At 72.6% G+C, this 22,805-nt stretch carries 22 protein-coding genes; 11 read left to right on the top strand and 11 right to left on the bottom strand.

Going from position 1 to position 22,805, the window contains the following annotated elements; genetic code table 11:
* Nucleotides 1–179: 179 nt before the first annotated feature.
* The 6 genes from BJY14_RS13715 to hppD form a co-directional block, all read right to left on the bottom strand.
* Entirely contained in the window at nt 180–1,601 is a 1,422-nt protein-coding gene (locus BJY14_RS13715; RefSeq protein WP_179843975.1) for a M1 family metallopeptidase, read from the bottom strand.
* Nucleotides 1,602–1,738: 137 nt separating this feature from the next.
* Nucleotides 1,739–3,214 (bottom strand): M1 family metallopeptidase, encoded by a 1,476-nt coding sequence (locus tag BJY14_RS13710; RefSeq protein WP_246395899.1) that lies wholly within the window; start codon nt 3,212–3,214, stop codon nt 1,739–1,741.
* Nucleotides 3,215–3,317: 103 nt separating this feature from the next.
* A complete protein-coding gene (locus BJY14_RS13705; protein ID WP_179849355.1) occupies nt 3,318–4,931 on the bottom strand; it encodes a M1 family metallopeptidase in 1,614 nt (537 codons plus the stop codon).
* 81 nt (nt 4,932–5,012) lie between these two features.
* Entirely contained in the window at nt 5,013–6,128 is a 1,116-nt protein-coding gene (locus BJY14_RS13700; protein WP_179843974.1) for an RDD family protein, read from the bottom strand.
* A gap of 97 nt (nt 6,129–6,225) precedes the next feature.
* Nucleotides 6,226–7,020: an RDD family protein gene (locus tag BJY14_RS13695; RefSeq protein WP_179843973.1), complete on the bottom strand. Its 795-nt coding sequence runs from the start codon at nt 7,018–7,020 to the stop codon at nt 6,226–6,228.
* A gap of 161 nt (nt 7,021–7,181) precedes the next feature.
* On the bottom strand, nt 7,182–8,273 hold the full coding sequence (gene hppD, locus BJY14_RS13690; RefSeq protein ID WP_179843972.1) for a 4-hydroxyphenylpyruvate dioxygenase: 1,092 nt from the start codon (nt 8,271–8,273) through the stop codon (nt 7,182–7,184).
* 128 nt (nt 8,274–8,401) lie between these two features.
* On the opposite strand from hppD, the gene BJY14_RS13685 reads away from it, so the two are divergent.
* On the top strand, nt 8,402–8,908 hold the full coding sequence (locus BJY14_RS13685; protein ID WP_179843971.1) for an Lrp/AsnC family transcriptional regulator: 507 nt from the start codon (nt 8,402–8,404) through the stop codon (nt 8,906–8,908).
* A 71-nt stretch (nt 8,909–8,979) separates the two neighbouring features.
* Here BJY14_RS13685 and greA read toward each other — a convergent pair whose 3' ends face one another.
* Together greA and BJY14_RS13675 are read right to left on the bottom strand one after the other, a co-directional pair.
* Nucleotides 8,980–9,480: a transcription elongation factor GreA gene (gene greA / locus BJY14_RS13680; RefSeq protein WP_179843970.1), complete on the bottom strand. Its 501-nt coding sequence runs from the start codon at nt 9,478–9,480 to the stop codon at nt 8,980–8,982.
* 208 nt (nt 9,481–9,688) lie between these two features.
* Nucleotides 9,689–10,072, bottom strand: coding sequence for a DUF4307 domain-containing protein (locus BJY14_RS13675; RefSeq protein ID WP_179843969.1), 384 nt, complete (start codon nt 10,070–10,072; stop codon nt 9,689–9,691).
* 201 nt (nt 10,073–10,273) lie between these two features.
* Between BJY14_RS13675 and mca the strand changes: the two genes are divergently transcribed.
* Genes mca through BJY14_RS13660 form a run of 3 tightly spaced genes read left to right on the top strand, consistent with a single transcriptional unit; the run spans nt 10,274 to nt 11,992 of the window.
* Nucleotides 10,274–11,137 carry a mycothiol conjugate amidase Mca gene (gene mca / locus BJY14_RS13670; protein WP_179849354.1) on the top strand — a complete coding sequence of 288 codons (864 nt, stop codon included), beginning with the start codon at nt 10,274–10,276 and terminating at the stop codon, nt 11,135–11,137.
* Entirely contained in the window at nt 11,137–11,379 is a 243-nt protein-coding gene (locus BJY14_RS13665; protein WP_179843968.1) for a hypothetical protein, read from the top strand. Before mca ends, BJY14_RS13665 begins: the two co-directional genes overlap by 1 nt.
* Nucleotides 11,380–11,434: 55 nt before the next feature.
* Nucleotides 11,435–11,992, top strand: coding sequence for a tetratricopeptide repeat protein (locus BJY14_RS13660; protein WP_179843967.1), 558 nt, complete (start codon nt 11,435–11,437; stop codon nt 11,990–11,992).
* A gap of 22 nt (nt 11,993–12,014) precedes the next feature.
* Here the strand turns inward: BJY14_RS13660 and BJY14_RS13655 are convergent, their stop codons facing one another.
* Nucleotides 12,015–12,491, bottom strand: coding sequence for a pyridoxamine 5'-phosphate oxidase family protein (locus BJY14_RS13655; protein ID WP_179843966.1), 477 nt, complete (start codon nt 12,489–12,491; stop codon nt 12,015–12,017).
* A gap of 79 nt (nt 12,492–12,570) precedes the next feature.
* Here BJY14_RS13655 and BJY14_RS13650 point away from each other — a divergent pair, with 79 nt between their 5' ends.
* The 4 genes from BJY14_RS13650 (at nt 12,571) to BJY14_RS13635 (ending at nt 18,304) form a co-directional block, all read left to right on the top strand.
* Entirely contained in the window at nt 12,571–13,506 is a 936-nt protein-coding gene (locus BJY14_RS13650) for a ribonuclease Z (protein ID WP_179843965.1), read from the top strand.
* 24 nt (nt 13,507–13,530) lie between these two features.
* Nucleotides 13,531–14,904, top strand: coding sequence for a dihydrolipoyl dehydrogenase family protein (locus BJY14_RS13645; protein ID WP_179843964.1), 1,374 nt, complete (start codon nt 13,531–13,533; stop codon nt 14,902–14,904).
* A 31-nt stretch (nt 14,905–14,935) separates the two neighbouring features.
* Nucleotides 14,936–16,921 carry a thioredoxin domain-containing protein gene (locus BJY14_RS13640; RefSeq protein WP_179843963.1) on the top strand — a complete coding sequence of 662 codons (1,986 nt, stop codon included), beginning with the start codon at nt 14,936–14,938 and terminating at the stop codon, nt 16,919–16,921.
* A 210-nt stretch (nt 16,922–17,131) separates the two neighbouring features.
* Nucleotides 17,132–18,304, top strand: a complete 1,173-nt coding sequence (locus tag BJY14_RS13635; protein ID WP_179843962.1) for a C40 family peptidase — start codon at nt 17,132–17,134, stop codon at nt 18,302–18,304.
* A gap of 22 nt (nt 18,305–18,326) precedes the next feature.
* Here BJY14_RS13635 and BJY14_RS13630 read toward each other — a convergent pair whose 3' ends face one another.
* Complete coding sequence (locus tag BJY14_RS13630) at nt 18,327–18,968, bottom strand: acyl-CoA-like ligand-binding transcription factor (RefSeq protein WP_179843961.1); 642 nt, start codon at nt 18,966–18,968, stop codon at nt 18,327–18,329.
* Complete coding sequence (locus BJY14_RS13625; protein ID WP_179843960.1) at nt 18,949–20,487, bottom strand: MFS transporter; 1,539 nt, start codon at nt 20,485–20,487, stop codon at nt 18,949–18,951. The genes BJY14_RS13630 and BJY14_RS13625 overlap by 20 nt, the downstream gene beginning before the upstream one ends.
* 116 nt (nt 20,488–20,603) lie before the next feature.
* On the opposite strand from BJY14_RS13625, the gene abmR reads away from it, so the two are divergent.
* From abmR to BJY14_RS13610, 3 genes are all read left to right on the top strand, one after another.
* On the top strand, nt 20,604–21,125 hold the full coding sequence (gene abmR / locus BJY14_RS13620) for an ATP-binding transcription factor AbmR (protein ID WP_179843959.1): 522 nt from the start codon (nt 20,604–20,606) through the stop codon (nt 21,123–21,125).
* A gap of 142 nt (nt 21,126–21,267) precedes the next feature.
* A complete protein-coding gene (locus BJY14_RS13615; RefSeq protein ID WP_179843958.1) occupies nt 21,268–21,825 on the top strand; it encodes a hypothetical protein in 558 nt (185 codons plus the stop codon).
* Nucleotides 21,826–21,980: 155 nt separating this feature from the next.
* Nucleotides 21,981–22,805 (top strand): isoprenyl transferase, encoded by an 825-nt coding sequence (locus BJY14_RS13610; protein ID WP_376770002.1) that lies wholly within the window; start codon nt 21,981–21,983, stop codon nt 22,803–22,805.

Genomic DNA, 22,805 nt, shown 5'->3' with positions numbered 1-22,805 from the left:
GCTACGTGACCTGGCCTGGGCGAACGCGGCATCGCTTCGCGATCTGCCCGGTTTCGCTCGCCTTCGGCTTCGCTTCACCGGGCAGGTCACGCGTTCGCGTGCGTGGCCGAGGCCAGTTCGAGGCCCCGGCCACGCGGTCGGCTCGGCGTGAGGGTGCGGTGTCTCCGTCGAGCGGGGTCCTACAGGGACGGCTTGCCCTCGGAGTAGAGCCAGGCCTTGGCCCAGGCGTCCAGGTCCTTGCGGGACAGGCGCTCGGCGAAGCGGACGAAGTCCTTCGTGGAGGCGTTGCCGTACCGGTAGGCCGCCGGCCACGCCTTCAGCAACTGCGAGAACGCCCGCTCGCCGATCTTCGTGCGCAGCACGTGGACGGCCATCGCGCCGCGGTCGTAGACGAGACCGTCGAAGATGTGGTCGCGGCCCGGGTCGGCGACCTTGCCCTTCCACAGGCCGTCGCTCGCGGGCGTGGCGTAGGTCTCGTCGAACTGCTTCTGGACGGTCGGGCCGCCGTGCGCCGCCGCGTACAGCCACTCGGAGTACGTCGCGAAGCCCTCGTTCAGCCAGATGTCGGCCCACTTCGCCGGGGAGACCGAGTCGCCGAACCACTGGTGGCCCAGCTCGTGCGCGAGCAGGCCGGTGCTCGGGATGCTGCCCGGACGGCGCCCGAGGTCGTACACGGGACGGCCCTGCGTCTCCAGCGCGTAGCCGACGCCGGCCTTGACGACGATCCCGCCGGTCGAGGTGAACGGGTAGCGGCCGTAGAGCCCGTTCTGGAAGTCGGTGACCTCGGCGGTCTGGTCGTGGAACTTCTTCGCGTCCTCCGGCTTGATGGCCATCGCCCGATCGGTGGCGGTCAGGTTGGGGATGCCCGCCTTCGTCCGTCCGGTGAGCACGTCGTACCGGCCGATCGCGATCATGGCGAGTTCGCTGGCCATCGGGTTGCGGACGTCCCAGCGCGTGGTCGTCCAGCCGCCCGCGCTCCGCTTGCCGCGCGGGTCGCCGTTGGCGAGCGTGGTGAGGCCGCTCGGGGCCGTCAGCGTGTAGGTGTAGGTCGCCTTGTCGGTCGGGTGGTCGTTGACCGGGTAGACGGTGGCCGCGCCGAACGGCTGGTTGAGCATCACCGCGCCGTCGGGCGTCGGCACCCAGCCGGACACGCCCAGCGCATCGTCGTTGATCGTCTGGGGGACGCCGGAGTACGCCACGGTCACCGTGAACGAGCGGCGGTCGCGGATCCCCTTGCGCGGGGTGATGACCAGCTCCTGGGCGCCCGTGCGCGTGTAGGACGCGGCGCGGCCGTCGACCTTCAGCGAAGAGATCTTCAGCGGGCCGAGGAAGTCCAGGTCGAACCGCGACAGGTTCTGCGTCGCTCGCGCCGTCACGCGGGTCACCGCCTGGATGCCCTTGGTCGCGGGATCGTATTTCAGGCCGATGTCGTAGTGGGCGACGTCGTAGCCGCCGTTGCCCATGTCGGGGAAGTAGGGGTCGCCCGCGCCGGGCGCCCCGGGGGTGAACCGCTCGGCGGCGCCCGCGGGCGCCGCGGTCACCGCGAGGCTCGCCGCGACGCCCAGCGTCACGGCCACCAGCGCTCTGGGGGTTCTGCTCATCGACCTCGTCCTCGGTAGCCTCGGTGGACCGTCATGACCGCGCTCAAGACTTTCTCGTGAACGGGGTCCGCACAAGCGCGATTTGGTATCGAATCTGCCTGTCGGGTGAGGTTTTTATGGCTGGACCCGGCATCTGGTCACCAACTCCGCGGTTTGGTCTCCGAACGGAGCCACGCCTGGAACAGTGCCGTGAGCCTTTGGCCCGACACCCGTTCGGCCAGCGCGATGAACTGCGGCGTCGTGGCCGTGGAGTGGCGGTGCTCGGCCGTCCAGGTCCGCAGGATCGTGAAGAACGCCTTGTCGCCGACCCGGTCGCGGAGCGCCTGGAGCGTCATCGCGCCGCGGACGTAGACGGAGAAGCCGAACATCTTCGCGGCGCCCGGCGCGCCCGGCGGCGGACTGAAGATCGGCGAGCTCGCGGGCAGCGCGTAGTACCGCTTGAAGATCTTCTCCGCCGAGTCCCTGCCGGTGCGCTCGCGCCACAGCCATTCGGCGTAGGTCGCGAAGCCCTCGTTCAGCCAGATGTCGCTCCAGTCGCGCAGCCCGACGCTGTCACCGAACCACTGGTGGGCCATCTCGTGGACGACGAACCCCTCGTCCGGCGCGAAGCCGCCGTAGACGGGGCGTTCCTGGGTCTCCAGGGCGTAGCCGAGCTTCGGGTCGTCGACGATGCCGCCCGCCGTCGCGAACGGGTACGGGCCGAAGAGCGGCGCCGCCCACCTCATCACCTTGACGGTGGTGCTCTCCAGCCCCTTGGCCGCCGACCGGAACGCCGGGTCCACGGCCGTGATCACCGGGACGCCGTCCACCTCGGTCCGCCGCACCTGGAACCGTCCGATGGCGACCGTGGCCAGGTAGCTCGCCATCGGCGCGTCCTCGGCCCACTCGTAGGTGGCGGTCGCGCCGCCGGTGCGGACGGGGCCGGGACGCCCGTTCGCCACGACCCGCAGGTCCTTCGGGACGGTGATGTGGAACGCGTACGTGGCCTTGTCGCGGGGATGGTCGTTCACCGGCAGCCAGGTCGACGCGCCGTCCGGCTCGGAGGCGACGACCGCGCCGTCCTTGCTCGGCACCCACCCGTAGGAGCCGAACGTCTTGTTCCCGACCGGCACCGGCCTGCCCGCGTACCGGACGGCGACCCGGAACGCGCGCCCGGCGCGGATCGGCCCGGCCGGCGTGACCACCAGCTCCCGGCCGGCGCGGCGGTGGCGCGCCTCCCGGCCGTCCACGGTGACGGCGGTGATCTCCGGGCCGCGGAAGTCGAGGTCGAACGCGGACAGGTCCTGGGTGGCGGTCGCCGTGACCGTCACCGTCGCGTCGACCGCTCCCGTCCTGACGCCCGCGTAGGCCAGCGCCACGTCGTAGTGGGAGACGTCGTAGCCCCCGTTGCCCGCGTCCCCGAAGTAGGGGTCGCCCAGGCCCGCCGCTCCCGGCGAGGGGGTGCCGCACCCGTCCGGCGGCGGCACGGCGGGCGGCAAGGGCTGTGGACAAGGTGCGGCCGCCCGCCGCTCCGCCGCGGCGCCCGGATCCTCGGACGCGGACGCGGCGCCGGGCGACCCGACCAGGATCGCGGCGGTCAAGGCCGCGCTCATCCGCCGAGAAGGCCCGTTCATCAGGCCGATGATGGCGGTGCGCCCGCCCCGCCGGGCCGGTGACCGGCCGGGCTTTCCCGTTTCCTGGCCGGGCCTTCACCCGCCGCAGACCGAGGTCACCCGGTCACTTGGACGGGCGGCCCTTCTTGAAGAGCCAGTCGTCGAAGAACGCGTCCAGCTTCTTGCCCGACACCCGGTTCGCCGTCTGGATGAACTGCTTCGTCGTCCCGGAGGCGTGCCGGTGTTCCCTGGTCCAGGTCTGGAGGATCTTGTAGAAGACGTCCTCGCCGACCCGTCCGCGCAGCGCGACCAGCGTCATGCCGCCCCGGTCGTACACCGACCGGCCGAACATCTGCTTGCGCCCGGGGTCGCCGGGCGGGACGTCCCACAGCTCCCCGCCGCCGATGCCGCTGTAGGCCTCGTCGAAGTGCTCCTGCACCGTCCGGCCGCCGGTCTTCTCGTCCCACAGCCACTCGGCGTAGGTCGCGAACCCCTCGTTCAGCCAGATGTCCTGCCAGCGCGACAGGCTGACGCTGTCGCCGAACCACTGGTGCGCCAGCTCGTGCGCGACGATGGTCGGCTGGAGCCCGAACGCCCCGTACACCGGCCGCGTCTGCGTCTCCAGCGCGAAGCCGACGTCGGCGTTGTCGATCAGCCCGCCGGTCGAGGAGAACGGGTACGGGCCGAACAGCTTCGACCACTCGTCGATGACCCGGCCGTTCAGCTGGTGGAACTGGTCGATGTTCACGCCGGAGGTGCTCGCGTCCACGGCGGTGATGTTGGGGACGCCGCCGGCCGTCCGGCCCGTCCGCACCGCGAACCGGCCGACGTCGACGGTCGCCAGGTAGGTGGCCATCGGGTCCTTGACCCGCCACCTCGAGGTCGTGGTGGCGCCCGCCCCGGCGCGGTGGGCGACCGGCACGACCCCCGGGCCGTCCGTCGGGCCGTCGGTCGGCTCGGTGGGCGGGGTGTCGGTGGGCGGCCCGCCGGGCAGGCCCGGCGGCGATCCGGGCGTCGCGCCGCCGGAGTCCTGCGGCGGCGAGTCCGGCTCGCCGTTGGCGATCGCCGTCAGCCCCTGCGGGACCGTGATCTCGAAGTCGAAGGTGGCCTTGTCGCTCGGATGGTCGTTGCTCGGGAACCAGGTGTGCGCACCGCTCGGCTGGCACGCCACGAACACGCCGTCGGACGTGCGGATCCAGCCGTACCGGCCGAGCACCGGGTCCGACACCGGGCGCGGCGTCCCCGAGTAGGCGATCACGGTGGTGAACGTGCTGCCCTTCTCCAGGGGCTTGGCGGGCGTCACCTCCAGCTCGCCGCCGCCGCGCTGCTGCCGCGCGGCCGCGCCGTCCACCTTGATGGAGGACACGTCCAGGCCGGTCAGGTCGAGGTTGAACCGGGCGAGCCGCGCCGTCGCCTTCGCGGTGATCGTCGCGACGCCGTCGAGCTGCTTCGGGCCGTCCGGCGTGATGGTGAGCTTCAGCCCGTAGTGCTGGACGTCGTAGCCGCCGTTGCCGTTGCCCGGCACGTAGTCGTCGCCCGCGGTCGTCGGGCCCGCCGGGCCGTTCACCACCGGCCCCTTGGGCGGGCCGGAAGCGCCCGGGTCGTCGAACGGGGTCTGACAGGCTGCGGTCAGCGACCCCGCGACGGCGAGGGCGGCCAGCCCCGGGACGCCGCGGAACGCGACGCCGCGGACGGCCCTTGAGCCGTTACGACGGGGGCTGGGGGAGTTTCCGGCCATATGCACGCCGTCCAGCCTGCCCGGACGAGGCCCCGCCCGGCAACTCGAACGGCTCCGGAAGGCCCGCCGGCGCGGGCGATCTCAGCGATGGGCGTAGGGATTGGGCCGGTACGGGTCGGCCCTGACGACGACCGTCTGCGCCACCTTGCAGTGCAGCGCCTGCTTGCGCTGGTCCCAGAGGATCCACGCGACGTCGATCAGGCCGATGCATCCGCAGATGCCCCCGAGCACGCTGTAGAACGCGGACCGCCCCGCCGCCTGGCCGGTCGTGATCGCCTGCCCGTCGTCGGCCCGGACGACCCGCGTCCGCACCAGCATCTTGCCGAGCGTCTGGCCCCACTTGGCGTGCATCAGCCAGAAGTAGAAGAACGCCAGCACGACGCTGATCGCGTTCGTCCCCACCCGGGCGCCGTCGTACATGGAGGTGCCCGGCTCCGGGTTCACGACGTTGTTCCAGTTGACGAACGGGATCGAGATCAGGCCCGTCACGATGCCGATGATGACGAGGTCGACGATGCCCCCGCCCAGCCGCGCCCAGCGGCTCGCCAGCTCCCCGGAGGGGTGCGCGTAACCGCCCGCCCCGTAGCCCGGATGCTGCTGCCCGTACCCAGGCTGGGCCCCGTACGGCTGCTGCTGCCACTGCCCCTGCTCACCGTACGGCTGCTGGCCGTAGGGCTGCTGCCCGCCAGGGGGCTGCTGCCCCCACTGTTGCCCGCCCCACTGCTGTTCTCCATAGGGCTGCTGTTCCCCGTAGGCCTGCCGACCGTACTGCTCCCCACCACCGGGCGGCTGCTGGCCTTCACGCGGAGGCTGCTCCCCATACGAAGGCTGCTCGCCGTACCGGGGCTGCTCGCCATAGGGAGGCTGTTCGCCGGACGGAGGTTGCTGGCCGTACGGAGGCTGTTCGCCGTACCGGGGCTGTTCGCCATATGGAGGCTGTTCACCGTGCCGGGGCTGTTCGCCGTATGGAGGCTGTTCGCCGGACGGAGGTTGCTCGCCGTATCGGGGTTGCTCGCCGTAGGGAGGTTGTTCGCCGTACGGGGGCTGCTGCCCCTGCGGCTGTTCCCCGTACGGCTGCGGGCCGCCGTACGGGGGGCCGCCGTAGGGGCCCGGCCGGTCGGGGCGCTCCTGCTCCTCGTGCGGCCGGTCGTCGTCCGGCTCTCGCCTGGACGCGGGGTCGTGCGGCGGTTGCGTCATGCCGTGAGGGTCGCCGCGTCACCGCGGGCCAACCCTGCCGCGCCCGGGTGGAGCCGGAATGTTTACCCCCGCATGGCCCGGCCCTTGCCGGAGCCGTTCAGGACCCGGACCGCTCGCGGGCGTAGGGGTTCGGCGTCCACGGCGTCGCCTTCACCACCACCGTCCCGGCCACCTTGTCGTGCAGGGCCTGGCGCTTCTCGTCCCACAGGATCCAGGCGTTGTCGAGCAGGCCGACGAGCCCGAGGATCCCCGCGGCGGGCGTGACCAGGTTCAGCGCGCCCGTCGTCACGCTGATGGCGTAGACGAAGGCCTGCCTGCCGAGCGCCTGGCCCCAGCTCACCGCGGACAGGTCGGCCGCCCGCACCAGCCGGATCCCGAACGCCTTCTTGCCGAGCGTCTGGCCCCACCGGGCGTGCAGGACGGTGAAGTACACGAAGCCCAGCAGGAACGCGATCGCGTACCCGGTGACGAGGCGCGGGATGTTGTAGAGGTCCAGCGGGTTGGTCATCGGCTCCCCGGACTCGACCATGTCCTGGATCCGGTCCCAGCGGATCGAGAACAGGACCGCCGGTGTCGCCGCGAGGCCGACGACGAAGCTGTCGAGGATTCCGGCGCCGAGCCGCGCGCCCCGTCCGGCGAACACGTCCTGCGGGCCCTGCTGACCGGGGTGGTGGTAGCCGGGAGGGCCGTAGCCGGGGACGGGCGGCGCCTGCGGCGGCGGAGCGCCGGGGTGGCCGTAGCCGGCGGCGGGGACGGCCTGGGGCGGAGGCCCGCCGTAGGAGCCCTGGTACGGCGGCGGGCGTTCGGGCGTGGCGGGGGCCTCGCCCGGCGGCCGGTCCGGCGGCTGCCAGCCGCTGTCCGGGTTGGGGGTGTCCTGGGGTGGTTCGCTCATGGACCCACAGTGTGCCCGGTACGGGCGGCGCGCGGTCGCCCGGGCGACGACCGGCCCCGGACGCGTGGGCGTCCGGGGCCGGGTCCCCCGAGTCCGTGACACCGCGACGTCGAGGCTCGCCGCAGTGTCACGGGTGTCGCGGTGTCACGGATGTCGCGGTGTCACAGGTTGCCGCGGCGCTCCTGCTCGCGCTCGATCGCCTCGAACAGGGCCTTGAAGTTGCCCTTGCCGAAGCCGAGCGAGCCGTGCCGCTCGATCAGTTCGAAGAACACGGTCGGACGGTCCTGGACGGGCTTGGTGAAGATCTGCAGCAGGTAGCCGTCCTCGTCCCGGTCGACCAGGATCCGGCGCTTCTGCAGTTCCTCGATCGGGACCCGCACCTGGCCGATGCGCTCGCGCAGCTCGGGGTCCTCGTAGTAGGAGTCGGGGCTCTCCAGGAACTCCACGCCCGCGGCGCGCATCCGGTCGACCGACGCCAGGATGTCGTTCGTGGCGAGGGCGATGTGCTGGACGCCCGGCCCGCCGTAGAACTCCAGGTACTCGTCGATCTGCGACTTGCGCCTGCTCTCCGCGGGCTCGTTCAGGGGGAACTTCACCTTGCGGGTGCCGTCCGCGACGACCTTGGACATCAGCGCCGAGTACTCGGTCGCGATGTCGTCGCCGACGAACTCCGCCATGTCGGTGAAGCCCATGACACGGTGATAGAAGTCAGCCCATTCGTCCATGCGCTCGACGTTGCCCACGCAGTGGTCGATGGCCTGGAAGAACCGCTTGCCCACCGGCTCCACCATGGGCTCGGCGGGCTCGAACCCCGGCAGGTAGGGGCCGGTGTAGTTGGAGCGGTCGACCAGCGTGTGCCGGGTGTCGCCGTAGGTGGCGATCGCCGCGACCGTCACCTTGCCGTACCCGTCCTCCAGGACGTGCGGCTCCTCCAGCCCGGTGGCGCCCTTCGCGAGCGCGTGCCGGTAGGCGTGCTCGACGTCGGGCACCTCGATCGCGAGGTCCACCACGCCGTCGCCGTGCTCGGCGATGTGCCGCCCGATCTCGGTGCCCGCCTTCACCGGGCCGCGGAACACGAACCGGGCGCCGCCCGACTCCAGCACGTGCACCGCCTCGTCCGGGCTGCCGTTCTCCGGGCCCCGGTAGGCGACCCTGCGCATCCCGAACGCGGTCGAGTAGTAGTGGGCGGCCTGTTTGGCGTTGCCGACGGCGAAGACGACGGCGTCCATACCCTTGACCGGAAACTCATCCATGCCACCTAATCTCGACATGTGCCTGCAAGGTGCGCAAGAGCGGCTTGAAACACTGGTCAATCTGTACAGTGCACCTACGATCCGACCGGTCGCTCTGTACATGGTGACCACGACCACAGGAGGGTGCCGTGCCGATCGACGAACTGGACGGCCGGCTGATCGAGCTGTTCGCCGCCGAACCCCGGGTCGGCGTCCTGGAGGCGTCCCGGCGGCTCGGGGTGGCCCGCGGCACCGTGCAGGCGCGGCTGGACCGGCTCGCGCGGGACGGCGTCATCGCCGGCCACGGCCCGGAGATCGACCCCGCCGCGCTCGGCTACGGGGTGACGGCCTTCGTCACGCTGCAGCTGCGGCAGGCGGGCGGCCACGATCCGGTGGCGGCCCGGCTCGCCCAGGTTCCCGAGGTGATCGAGGCCCACACCATCACCGGCCCCGGCGACATGCTGTGCCGCATCGTCGCCCGCAGCAATACCGACCTCCAGCGCGTGATCGACGTCATCGTGGACGTCGCCGGCGTGGAGCGCGCCTCCTCGGTGATCTCCCTCGCCAACCAGATCCCGTACCGCACGCTCCCGCTCGTCCGCGCGGTGTCCGGCCCCGCCGGGGACGGACCGCCCCGCGGGCGTCCGCCCAGGTAGGGGCGCACAAGCAACGACCGCCGGGCGGTGTCCGCCCGGCGGTCTTCACCTCCGCAGTGTCGAAGCGGCGGCTACGCGCCGCCGTAGGGGGTGGCGTCGAGTACCTCAACGGTCATCGAGCGGCCGTTGGGGAGGTTGTAGGTGGCCTTCTCGCCGACCTTCTTGCCGTCGATGGCCGCACCGAGCGGCGACTTCGGGGAGTAGACGTCGATGGGGGCGCCGACCTCCTCGCGGGAGGCGAGCAGGAACGTCACCTCCTCGTCGTCGCCCTCGAACGAGACCGTGACGGTCATGCCGGGCCCGACGACGCCCTCCGTGCGCGGGGCCTCGCCGACGCGTGCGTTCTCCAGGATGCCCTGGAGCTGGAGGATCCGGCCCTCGATCTTGCCCTGCTCCTCCTTGGCCGCGTGGTAGCCGCCGTTCTCGCGCAGGTCGCCCTCCTCCCGCGCCGCCTCGATCTTCTGAGCGATCTCGATGCGGCCCGGGCCCGACAGGTGGTCCAGCTCAGCCTTGAGCCGGTCGTACGCCTCCTGGGTGAGCCAGGTGACGTTGTCAGCGCGGGTCTCGGTCACGGGTACTCCTCATCCACATGGTGCGATCTCACCCGCCCCCGCGGGCGGGCGTCACATCGACATGAAGTGCGGCTGGGTGAAACCTCTAGCCTATCCGGTGTGTGCGGGTAAAGGTTCCCTGAACACGGCGTCCGCAATCCGCCAAACCGTGTCTCGTCACTCACCGGGCGTATCGGTCGCCCGGTGGCGGCGTCCCCGGGGCGGGGTGTCAGACCTTGCGGCAGTCGCGGATCCTGGCCCCGGTGGCCCGCCGCGGCGTCTGCAGCGTCTCCGCGCCCTTCACGCTGGACGTCCCGGGCGGGGCGGAGACCTCCTTCTGGGCGAGCACCGCGAAGTCGGTGTCGTAGGCGTCCACCGTGCAGCGCACGTCGTCGCCCTTCCCCTTGGCCACCGTGTAGTTGATCTCGACCGACGTGTCGGTGATGTCGTAGGTGACGGTCTGCGGGACGATCCCGGGCGTCTGCCCCGTGTGCGCGGCGAGGATGCCGAAGCCGGCCGCCATCACCGCCGCGAGGAGGCCGACGGCCACCAGGCCGAGACGGCTCCGCCGGGACTCGGCCGGAGCCGCTGCTTTCGACACGCTCGTCGTCATGGCGGGAATCCTCGTGCGGGGTTCTGGTGTTGTCAGGGACAATTCATTCTCGTCTGTCATGGCGCGTGCCTCGAACCGGGGTCCGCTCAACAGTCCGGAGAGGGAGACCCCCAAGTGTCCGAGGTCATCGACGGTACGTCCGGCGTCTTCGACGGCGCGGCGCTCGAACGGCCGTGCGGCGGCGACGAGCCCCTGCGTCTCATGGCGGTGCACGCGCACCCCGACGACGAGTCCAGCAAGGGCGCGGCCACGATGGCGCGCTACGTCGCCGACGGCGTCGAGGTCCTCGTCGTCACCTGCACTGGCGGCGAGCGCGGCGACATCCTGAACCCCGCGATGGACCGCCCCGAGGTCAAGGCCGACATCGGCAAGGTCCGCGAGGCGGAGATGGCGCGGGCCCGCGAGATCCTCGGCGTCGGTCAGCGCTGGCTCGGGTTCGTCGACTCCGGCTTCCCCGAGGGCGACCCGCTGCCGCCGCTGCCGGAGGGCTGCTTCGCGCTGGAGCCGCTGGAGACCGCGACCGAGCCGCTGGTGCGCGCGGTCCGCGAGTTCCGCCCGCACGTGATGCTCACCTACGACGAGAAGGGCGGCTACCCCCACCCCGACCACGTGAAGTGCCACGAGGTGTCGGTGGAGGCGTTCGAGGCCGCGGGCGACCCTGAGCGCTACCCGGGCACGGGCGACCCCTGGCAGCCGCTGAAGCTCTACTACCACATGACGTTCAGCAAGGAGCGCATCCTCGCCCTGCACTCCGCCATGGAGAAGGCCGGCCTGGAGTCGCCCTACGGCGACTGGCTGAAGCGCTTCGAGGAGGAGGGCGACGCGCGCGCGAAGTGGGAGGTCACCACCCGGGTCCCCTGCGCCGACCACTTCGAGACCAGGGACCAGGCCCTGCTCGCCCACGCCACCCAGATCGACCCGAACGGGTTCTGGTTCGTCGTCCCGCTGGACGTCCAGCGCGAGGCATGGCCGACCGAGGACTACCATTTGGCCAGGTCCCTGGTCGACACGGAACTGCCGGAGGACGACCTGTTCGCCGGCATCCGGGAGAAGGTGTGTCTGTGATGCCTGCCGTCTACGCCATGCCGCTGAACGACGACACGGTCAGCCCCGGCGTCCTCGGCTTCGTCGTGTTCCTCCTCCTGCTGGCCGCGACGGTCTTCCTGATCCGATCGATGGGCAAGCAGATGAAGAAGATCCAGGCGCCCCGCGAGGCGGACCTGAGGCAGCAGGAGTGGGAGCGCGCCGAGGCGGCCAAGGCGGCCAGGGCCGGTACGGCGGCCAAGCCCTCCGACGACGACGCCTGACCCCCGCCGGGCCCCTCCCGGTTGGAGGCCGCCGCGTCCGGGGAGGACCCTCGACGTGCGCGCGAACTCCGACGACGCCGACCGCGATCTCCCGCCCGCGGCGGTCCGCCACGCCCTCGACCGGCATCTCGCCGGCGCGGCCACCGGTGAGGTGGAGGCGGAGGGGCTGGCCCTGCTGGAGCGGGAGCGCTGGGCGGAGGCGGCCGAGACGCTGGGGGAGGCCCTGCGCCTCGCCGAGCGGGGCGGCGACCCCCACGCGGTGCTGGTGGCGCGCCACGACCTCGCCCGGGCGCTGATCGGCGGCGGCGACCTCGACCGGGCGATCGGGCTGCTCGGCCCGCTGCCGGACGAGTTCGCCGCCCTGCCGGAGCCGGACGAGCCGTGCCGGGCCCGCGCGCTGGAGAGCCTCGGCGAGGCCTACCTGCGCGCGCGCCGTCCCGTCGCGGCCGTCAACTTCTTCGGCCAGGCCCTGGAGATCCTGCGCCGGCTGGACGAGGTCGGCGGGCAGGCAGCGATGTTCGTCCACATCGCCGACGCCGCCCGCCTCCGCGGCGACGGCGCGGCCGAGCGCGCCGCCCTGGACCGCGCCAGGGAGCTGACCCGCCCGGCCTGACCCGCCCGGCCCGGGGCGGGGCCTACACCTTGCCGTGGTCCCAGCTGACGACCCGGTCGGGCTCCATGACGATGAGGACGCGCTTGGCCAGCGCCTGCTCGATGCCCTCGGCGATCACCGGGTCGACCGGCTCGCCCATCTCCGGGACGGGCAGGCCCGCCATGCGGGAGCCGACGACCATGCCGACCTTGGACCGCGGCTCGGGGTCCTCGATGACCAGGCCGCGCCCGTAGAGGGCGACGCCGCGCAGCTCGTTGTACTCGACGCCGTCCTCGACCAGGCACGTCATGGTCGGGTCGCGGCGCAGATTGATCACCTTCTGCGAGGACCTGTACGTGGTGAAGGCGATCTTGCCCTCGTACAGCGTGTAGAACATCGTCACCAGGTGGGGCTCGCCGTCCTTGCCGACGGTCGCGACCTGCACCTTGAAGTTGGCGGCCAGGTAGTCCGCCACCTCCTCCGGCGTCATCTTGATCTTGTCGCGCTTGCTACCGGCCAACGGGCCCTCCCAAGGTCGTCTGCATCGCGCACAGAATAACCAAGCGCTTGCACGGCCCTGCGACCGGCACCATGGGGGGATGTCCGTTCGCGATCTCACCGTCCTCGGCTCCGCCAGCGCGGTGCCCACCAGGTCCCGCAACCACAACGGCTACCTGCTGCGCTGGGACGGGCACGGCGTCCTGTTCGACCCGGGGGAGGGGACGCAGCGGCAGATGACGCACGCGGGGCTCTCCGCGAACGACGTGACCTGGATCTGCGTGACGCACTTCCACGGCGACCACTGCCTCGGCGTGCCGGGGATCGTCCAGCGCATCGCCCGCGACGGCGTCGCGCACCCCGTGGACGCGGCGTTCCCGGCGAGCGGCCGTGCCTACTGGGAGCGGCTGCGGTACGCGGCCGCGTTCCGCGACACCGACGTCATTCGCGAGCGGCCCGTGTCCGGCGAGCGGATGGCGCTCGACACCGGGGGCGCCCCGTTCAGCCTGGTCGCGCGGCGGCTGTCCCATCCCGTGGAGGCGTACGGGTACCGGCTGGAGGAACCGGACGGCGTGACGATGCTGCCGCACGAGCTCGCCGCCCGCGGCGTCCAAGGGCCGCTGATCCGCCGCCTCCAGAAGGACGGGCAGGTCCTGACGCCCGCCGGACGCACCGTCACGCTGGACGAGTGCAGCGTGACCCGTCCCGGGCAGAAGGTCGCGTTCGTCATGGACACCCGGCTCTGCGACGGCGTCCGCGAACTGGCCGCGGGGGTGGACATGCTCGTCATCGAGTCCACCTTCCTGGGCGAGGACGCCGCCCTGGCCGCCGAGTACGGGCACCTCACCGCCGCCCAGGCGGGCGCGGTGGCCGCGGAGGCGGGCGTGCGGCGGCTCGTCCTCACCCACTTCTCCGAGCGCTATCCCGCCGCCGACGAGCACCGCTTCGCGGACGAGGCGTCCGCCGCGTTCGGCGGTGACATCACCCTCGTCCACGATCTGGACCGGATCCCGCTGCCGTCGCGCCGTCTGACCTGAGGGCAGGTGGGCAGGACCCAGGGCATGGCTGACGAAGTCGATGTCGTGGTGATCGGTCTCGGGCCCGGGGGAGAGGACGCCGCGGGAAGGCTCGCCGAGGCGGGCCTGTCGGTCGTCGGGGTGGAGTCGCGGCTGGTCGGCGGGGAGTGCCCCTACTACGCCTGCGTCCCCACCAAGATGATGGTGCGCGCCGCGGGGCTGCTCGCCGAGGCCGGCCGCGTTCCCGGGATGGCGGGCGAGGCGTCCGCCGTGCCCGACTGGGGGGTGGTGGCCGCCCGGATCCGCGACGAGGCGACCGACGGGTGGGACGACAGGGCCGCCGCCGACCGCCTCACCGGCAAGGGCGTGCGGCTGGTGCGCGGACGGGGCCGCATCACCGGCCCCCGCGAGGTGACCGTGGACGGCCAGGTCTTCAGCGCCCGGCGCGGCATCGTGCTCAACACGGGCACCTCGCCCACGGCCCCGCCCATCGACGGACTCGCCGAGACTCCCTACTGGACGAACCGCGAAGCCGTCCAGGCCATGGAGGCCCCCGAGTCGCTCCTCATCCTCGGCGGCGGGGTGGTCGGCGTCGAGATGGCGCAGGTCTTCTCCCGCTTCGGCAGCCGCGTCACCGTCGTCGAGGCGGCCGACCACCTGCTCGTCAACGACGAGCCCGAGGCCGGCGCTTTGCTGCGCGAGGTGTTCGAGCGCGAGGGCATCGGCGTGCGCACCGGCGTGAACGTCACCGGCGTCACCCACGACGGGTCCGAGTTCACGATGCGCCTCGGCGGCGAGACGCTCGTCGCGGACCGCCTCCTCGTCGCGACCGGCCGCCGCCCCAACCTCCGGGGCCTCGGCCTCGGCGCCGTCGGCCTGGACGAGAACGCCCGCCGGATCTCCGTGGACGGCCACCTGCGCGCCGCCGACGGCGTGTGGGCGATCGGCGACATCACCGGCATGGGCGCGTTCACGCACGTCTCCATGTACCAGTCGGCCGTCGCCGTCCGGGACGTCCTCGGCGAGGAGGGGCCGCCCGCCGCCTACCGCGCGGTGCCGCGCGTCACCTTCACCGACCCCGAGATCGCGTCCGTGGGGCTGACCGAGGCCCAGGCCCGCGACCAGAACCTCCCGGTCCGCACGGCCGTCGCGCCGATCCCCGAGTCGACCCGCGGCTGGATCCACAAGGCCGGCAACGACGGCTTCGTCAAGCTCGTCGAGGACGTCGAGTGGGGGACCCTGGTCGGCGCCACCGCCGCGGGCCCGTCCGGCGGGGAGGTGCTCGGCTTCCTGGCCGTGGCCGTCCACACCGAGACCCCCACCGCCGCCCTCCGCGAGATGATCTACGCGTATCCCACCTTCCACCGCGCCATCGAGTCGGCCCTGGCCGGTCTCGCCGCGCGGGCGCGGGGGGAGTGAGGCGGCGGCCGGATCGGGCAGGATCGGGGGCATGAACCGGCTCAAGGACGCGACCAGCCCGTACCTGCTCCAGCACGCCGGCAACCCGGTGGAGTGGTGGGAGTGGACCGGGGAGGCGTTCGCCGAGGCGCGGCGGCGCGACGTCCCCGTCCTGCTCTCCGTCGGATACGCCGCCTGCCACTGGTGCCACGTGATGGCGCACGAGTCCTTCGAGGACGGCGAGACGGCGCGGGCCATGAACGAGCTGTTCGTGAACATCAAGGTCGACCGGGAGGAGCGCCCGGACATCGACGCCGTCTACATGGAGGCGACCCAGGCCATGACGGGCCAGGGCGGCTGGCCGATGACGGTGTTCATGACGCCGGAGGGGCATCCGTTCTACTGCGGGACGTACTTCCCGCGGGCGCAGTTCCGCGCGCTGCTGCAGGCCGTCCACAAGGCGTGGACGGAGCAGCGCGACGACGTCGCCCAGCAGGGGCAGCAGGTCGTCGAGGCCCTGACCTCGCGCGGGTCCGGCCTCGCGGGGACGGAGGCGCCCGGCGACGAGGTGCTCGCGCACGCGGTGAAGGTGCTCGCGGGCTCCTACGACAAGGTGCGCGGCGGGTTCGGCGGCGCCCCCAAGTTCCCGCCGTCGATGGCGCTGGAGTTCCTCCTGCGCCACCACGCGCGCACGGGTGACGGGGAGTCGCTGGAGATGGCGTCCCGCACGCTGGAGGCGATGGCCCGCGGCGGGATGTACGACCAGCTCGGCGGCGGGTTCGCGCGGTACTCGGTGGACGAGCGGTGGGTCGTCCCGCACTTCGAGAAGATGCTCTACGACAACGCTCTGCTGGCCCGCGTCTACGCGCACTGGTGGCGGCTGACGGGTTCGCCGTTCGCGCGCCGTATCGCGCTGGAGACGTGCGACTGGATGCTGCGAGACCTGCGCACCGACCAGAACGGTCTCGCCTCAGCGCTGGACGCCGACAGCGAGGGCGTGGAGGGCAGGTACTACGTGTGGACGCCCGAGCAGCTGCGCGAGGTGCTCGGGGAGGAGGACGGCGCGTTCGCGGAGACGCTGTTCGAGGTGACGGGGACGTTCGAGCAGGGCGCCTCCGTCCTCCAGCTTCTGAGCGACCCCGATGACGCCCAGCGGTACGAGCGTGTGCGCACCGCCTTGCTGGGGGCCCGCGCGCAGCGGATCCCGCCGGCGCGGGACGACAAGGTGGTGGCGGCGTGGAACGGGCTCGCCGTCGCGGCGCTGGCCGAGTGCGGCGCGCTGTTCGACCGGCCGGACCTGGTCCGGGCGGCCGAGGAGGTCGCGCGGCTGCTGGAGGAGGTCCATCTGCGGGACGGCCGGCTGGCGCGCACGTCCAAGGACGGGACGGCCGGAGCGAACGCCGGTGTCCTGGAGGACTACGCCGACGTGGCCGAGGGGCTGCTCGCCCTGCACGCGGTCACCGGCGACCCGCGCCAGGTGCGGCTGGCGGGCGAGCTGCTGAACACCGTCCTCGAACGGTTCGGCGACGGGGAGGGCGGCTTCTACGACACGGCCGACGACGCCGAGCGGCTGTTCCGGCGCCCGCAGGACCCGACCGACAACGCGACGCCGTCGGGGCAGTTCGCGGCGGCGGGGGCGCTGCTGTCGTTCGCCGCGCTGACCGGGTCCGACTGGCACCGGCAGGCGGCGGAGGACGCGCTGGCCCCCGCCGCGGCGCTCGCCGGCAAGCACGCGCGGTTCGCGGGCTGGGGCCTCGCGGTGGCCGAGGCCCGCGCGGCGGGCCCGGTCGAGATCGCGGTGATCGGCGATCCGGACGACGAGCGCACCCGCGCGCTGCACCGGACGGCCCTCATGGCGGTCGCCCCGGGCGCGGTGGTGAGCGCCGGCCCGCCGGACGCCGAGGGCGTGCCGCTGCTGGAGGGGCGGGGCCTGGTGGAGGGGGAGCCCGCCGCGTACGTCTGCCGGGGGTTCGTCTGCCGGCTGCCCGTCACGACCCAGGCCGAGCTGAACCGCGAACTACGTGGCCAATTGGACTGACGATCCACTTTGTGGCAGCGTGACCTTGATCTCAGATGGCCGGGCTGTTACTACTGAGTAACAGGGACGCTCCTGACCCAACGGGGTAGAGCGGACGAGGGTGTCACAGGGCGCCCCGGGTATCTGGACGATGGCCGACGATGTGAGTCATAGTCGTGTCCGGTGCCCGGTCAGGAGCCGGCGCAGGGCGACCATCGAGGGAGCGTGGCAGTGGGCAAGCCGAACCGCCGGATGCTACCGACGATCATCGGCGTCTCCGTGCTGACGACGCTCGCCGCCAACACCGCCGTCCTCGTCGCGCGCGACGACGGTCCCGCGAAGGCGCCGCCCGGCGAGCAGCGGGCCAGGTTCGTGGCCGCGTCCGGCAGCACCGGCCTGTCGCCCACGGCGGTCGCGCCGCTCGGCAAGCGGCTCACCCCGCACGTCCTCGTGGCGGCGCCGACCACGCTTCCGGCCGGGTTCGTCCAGAAGGTCCGCGAGGCCAAGGGCGTGAAGGGCGTCGAGGTCGTCGACGCCGTGCAGGGCATGGTCGCGGGCAAGCGCGTCGGGCTGATGGGCGTCGACCCGTCCACGTTCCGCAACTACACGCCGAAGCCGACCGCCAAGTCGGACGCGCTCTGGCGCAACGTGGCCTCCGGCGACGTCGCCATCTCGTTCACGATGGGCAGCGACGGCGGCGTCGAGCTCGGCAGCCAGGTGCCCGTCGGAGGGAAGCAGCACCAGTCGCAGCTGCGGGTGGGCGCGTACGCGACGATGGGCGTCAGCGACGTCGACGCGGTCGTCTCGCACGCCACCGCGCAGGCCCTCGGGCTGCCGACCGGCAACGCGATGCTGGTCAGCGTCCCGAAGACCGCGCCGAAGACGTTCATCAAGAAGCTGCGCAAGGCGCTGCCGAAGGGCGCCAGGGCCGTCGCGGTCAACCCCGAGATCGACTTCCCGAAGTCCGGGAACGTGCCGACGGCGAACGGCCAGGTCATGACGGCCGGCCAGGTCCGGACCGTGATCAAGGCGGCCTACACGCGGCTCGGCTGGCCGTATGTGTGGGGCGGCGAGTCCGAGGCCGAGGGCGGCTACGACTGCTCCGGCCTGATGCAGTACGCGTTCGCCAGGGCGGGCATCCGGCTCCCGCGCGTCGCCGCCGACCAGGCCCGCGCGGGCTGGGTCGTCCCCTACAGCAAGGCCGAGCCGGGCGACATGCTCATCTGGGCCAACGACCCGACCGCGCCCGGCTACATCTCGCACATCGCCCTCTACCTGGGCCAGGGCAAGATGCTGGCGGCTCCGCGCACGGGCACCGTGGTGCAGGTCCAGAACGTCTACACCCGCAACATGCGCGGCGCCGTGCGCGTCAGCCCCAAGATGGCCGCCGCGCTGGCGCGCTGACCCGCCCGGCCCGGGCGCCGGTTCACAGCGGGCAGCCGCGGCCCAGGAACTCCAGGTTGCGGTCGACGATCTCGGGAAGCTCCTCGGTCGTCGCGCGTCCGTCCACCCACTGGTACATCGCCGCCTGGAGCACGCCCAGGACGGCCCAGGTGAACGTCTGCACGTCCGGGTCGCCGGCCCCCCGCCCGGTCCGGTGCCCGACGACCTCGGTCAGCATGGCGTGCGTGCCCTCGCGCAGCGACTCGAACGTGCGGGCGCGCAGCGCCGGGACCTGGGCGGTGAGCCGCAGCCGGACGTTGACCACGTCCAGGTCGGTCTCGTACATCAGCGGGAGCATCTCGCGGAGCGTGGCCCGCAGCGCCTCGATGGGCGGCATCCCGGCCGGCTGGCCCCGCATGACCTCCGCCATGATCGGGTCGTACTCGTCGGTGACGACCACGTCCTCCTTGGTGGGGAAGTAGCGGAAGAACGTGCTCGGCGAGATCTCGGCCGCCGCCGCGATCTGCTCCACGGTCGTCTCGTCGTACCCCTGCTCGCCGAACAGCCGGAGGGCGTGGTCCTGGATCGTCCGGCGGGTCCGCAGCTTCTTGCGCTCCCGCAGCGGGAGCCGGGCGAGCCGGTCCTCCAGCCGGTCGATGGCGTGCTCACGGGACGACGTGCTCATGGTCCGATTCTCGTGCATCGGCGGCGGGGGCCGCACCCTCCCGCGCCCGCCCGGGCTGGAAGATCCACAGGAGCAGGGCGGCCGCGGCCGCGGCGGCGCCGCAGGCGGCGAACACCGCGTCCATGCCGTGGACGTAGGCGCCCCGGGCCGAGGCGAGCAGGGCGGCGTCGTCCAGCCGCGCGGCGGCGGCGACGGCGCCGCCGATGGAGTCGCGCGCCGCGCCCGCCGCCTCGGGCGGCAGCCCGCCGGTGGGCACGCGGTCCCGGTAGAGCGCCGACAGCAGGCTGCCGAGCCCCGCTACGCCGAGCGTCCCGGCCGTCTGGCGCAGCGTCTGGACGAGGCCCGAGCCGCGTCCCGCCTGGGCGGCCGGCAGGGCGGCGAGGACCGCGTCCATCGCCGGGACGATGGTCAGGCCGCAGCCGAGGCCGAGGACGAGCAGCCACGGGACGGTGGCGGAGTAGCCGTCGCCCGCCGTGGTGAGCGCGCCCCACCCGAAGCCGGCGGCGAGCACGAGCAGCCCGGTGACGAGGATCGGCTTGTGCCCGGCGCGGTGCGCGACCCGGTCGGTGACGATCCCGCCGGCGAGCAGGCCGAGCAGCATCGGCGTCAGCCGCAGGCCCGTGCCGAACACGTCGTTGCCCTGGACGGCCTCCAGGTACTGCGGCAGGACGAACAGCGCCCCGGCCATCATCAGGTTCGCGGTGACGGCGGCGACCACCGCCCACGCGAACCCGGGGTCGCGGAAGAGCGCCATGTCCATCATGGGCGCGGCGGCGCGCCGCTCCCACAGGACGAACCCGGCCAGCAGGACGGCCGCGAGCGCGAACGACACCAGCACCACCGCGTCGCCCCAGCCCCGCACCGGGGCCTCGATGACCCCGTACACGAGCGCGACGACGCCGGCCATCGACAGCAGCGAGCCGGCCCCGTCCACCCGGGGCGCGGACGGGTCCCGCGTCTCGGGCAGCAGCAGCGCCACCGCGACGCCGCCGACGAGCACGACCGGCACGTTGACCAGGAAGACCGACCCCCACCAGAAGTTCTCCAGCAGCCAGCCGCCGAGCAGCGGGCCGAGCGGCAGGCCGAGCGCCATCGCCGACGACCAGACCGCGACGGCGCGGGTCCGCTCCTCCGGCGGGAAGATCGCGGGGAGCATCGACATCGACAGCGGCGTCACCACCGCCGCGCCGAGCCCCATGAACGCGCGGGCGGCGACGACGCCGCCGGGGCCGTCCGCGAACGCCCCGGCGAGCGAGGCGGCGCCGAAGACCGCGAGGCCCGCCACCAGCAGCCGCTTGCGGCCGAACCGGTCGCCGAGCAGCCCGGCCGGGAGCAGCAGCGCCCCGAACACCAGCAGGTAGGAGTCCACGATCCACTGCAGCTCGCTGGTGCTCGCGTGCAGCTCCTCCGACAGCGTGGTCAGCGCCACGTTGAGGATCGTCATGTCGAAGCCGAGCGCCAGCATGCTCAGCGCCAGCGCGCCCAGCCCGAACCAGCGCCGCCGGTGACCCACCGTCATGACCGCCACCTCCAAATGATTGTGTCTTCAAAATGAAAGTAACTATCAAATGGAGGTGGTTGTCAATCGAGGCGAGGGCTGGCGCATCCCCCGGGCTAGGTTGTAATTTTGATTACATGAATACGAGCGAAGCGGCGGAGCAGCTGCGCGGCTGGTTCACCGGACGGCTCCCCGAGGACTGGTTCGAGGGCGCGCCCGAGGTCGTCGTCGACCGCGAGGAGGTCGCGGTCGTCGGCACGCTGCCCGTCCCGGCCGCCGCGGCCGAGGCGTCCGGCGCCGAGCGTGCGGGCGTCGTCGCCGGGCACGTCCAGCGCTTCCGAGACGAGACCCGCGACCGGCGGATCTCCATCGCCCGGGAGGCCGAGCAGCGCTTCGGCCGCAAGGTGTCCTGGGGGGTGGAGTGCGATGGCGGGCGGGAGATGTTCACGACCCTTTCGGTGCCGGTCATGACGCGGCTGCGGCAGCCCGAGCGCCGCGTCCTGGACACGCTCGTGGACGCCGGGGTCGCCCGCAGCCGCAGCGACGCGCTCGCCTGGTGCGTCCGGCTCGTCGGCAAGAACACCGACGAGTGGCTGTCGGAGCTGCGCAGCGCCCTGCAGCACGTCGAGCGCGCCCGCGCCGCCGGCCCGCAGGCCTGACCGGCCGGCCCGGCCGGCCCGGCCGGCCCGGCCGGCCCGCGGCAACCATTACCCGATCGCGATGATCACTGGGTGTGATCATGGTGGCGACCTCCCCTACTGTGCCTGGAGGCGGGCCGGACGCGGGCGGGAGGTGCACGGGATGCTGGGGCTGCGCTGCCTGGACGGGTCCGACCTCGCGGTGGTCCCGATCGCCTCGCTCGACCGCGGCGGCACCCCTTTCGAGGTCACGCTCGAACTGTGGCGCGACGGCGACTCGTTCGGGGCGGTGGGGGAGCGGTGCGGCTACTTCCTGGCCGGTCTGGCCGCCCGGGTCGCCGCCGCGCGCGCCGACGGGTCCCCGCAGTCGGCGCGCTGGCCCGACCCCGACGACCGTTTCCCCGATCCCGCCCCCGGCGACACCGCCCGCGAACCCGAGCTGTTCGCCTTCCGGTACCGCGACCGCGGCGACGTGCTCAGCACCGGCGAGCTGCGCTGCTCCCTGCGCACGTCCTCGATGTGGGTCGGCCGCCAGCAGTCCGCGGCGGGACGGTGGCGGGTCGCGCGGCGCGCCGTGATCGAGGCGTGGGGGGCGAGCGGGCGCGGCGTCCGCGCCGTCCTCACCTCGGCCGAACTGGCGCGTTTTCTCGCCGATCTGCTGGCCGAGGCGGACCGGGCCAGAGCAGGCCATCCGCCCCGTCTGGCGCGCCCCGCGCGTTAGTCTGGCGTCACGGGGACGGTGGGAGAAGTGTCGCCGTCGGGCCATAATTGAGCGACTTTCCGCCAGGGTCGGTCGCTCGAAGGGAAGCCCATATGGGGGTTCGGCGTACGGGAGAGCCGCGCACCAGGATGCCGCGCGGCGCGCGGAGGGACGGCGTGCGCCGGCGTCCCGCCGAGGGCGGGCGGCTCATCTCCGCCCTCCGCCGCAGCGGCCCGTACGCGGCCGTCCGCGACGCCGTCTACCGGATGTACGAGCGGCGCGTCGAGGCCGATCTGCCCACCGATGTCACCCCCCGGCACGTCGGCGTGATCCTGGACGGCAACCGGCGTTGGGCCAGGTCGATGGGGCTGGCCGACGTCAACTCCGGGCACCAGCGCGGCGCCCAGAAGATCTCCGAGCTGCTCCAGTGGAGCGCCGAGGCGGGGGTCGAGCACGTCACGCTGTGGCTGCTGTCGACCGACAACCTCAACCGGCCCCCCGACCAGCTCGAACCGCTGCTGGCGATCATCGAGAACACCGTCCGCAAGCTCGCCGCCGACGGCTGGCACGTCAAGCCCGTCGGCGCCCTCGACCTGCTGCCCGATAAGACGGCCCGCGTCCTGAAAGATGCGGGAGAGGCCACATCGAGCGCACCCGGCCTGATTGTGAACGTCGCGGTTGGGTATGGAGGTAGGCGTGAGATCGCTGATGCGGTGCGCTCACTGCTCATCGAGCAGGCGAGTCGTGGCACCAGCATCGAGGAACTCGCCGAGATCCTCGACGTGGAGCACATCGCGGAGCATCTCTACACGCGCGGCCAGCCGGATCCGGACCTGGTCATCCGCACCTCGGGGGAGCAGCGTCTCTCCGGCTTCATGCTCTGGCAGAGCGCCCACTCGGAATTCTACTTCTGCGAAGTCCATTGGCCGGACTTCCGCAAGGTCGACTTCCTGCGGGCCATCCGCTCCTACGCCGCGCGGCACCGGCGCTACGGTACCTGA

The sequence above is a fragment of the Actinomadura luteofluorescens genome, from assembly GCF_013409365.1.
GTDB classification, from domain to species: domain Bacteria; phylum Actinomycetota; class Actinomycetes; order Streptosporangiales; family Streptosporangiaceae; genus Spirillospora; species Spirillospora luteofluorescens.
This window is presented reverse-complemented; position numbering and strand designations above follow the sequence as displayed.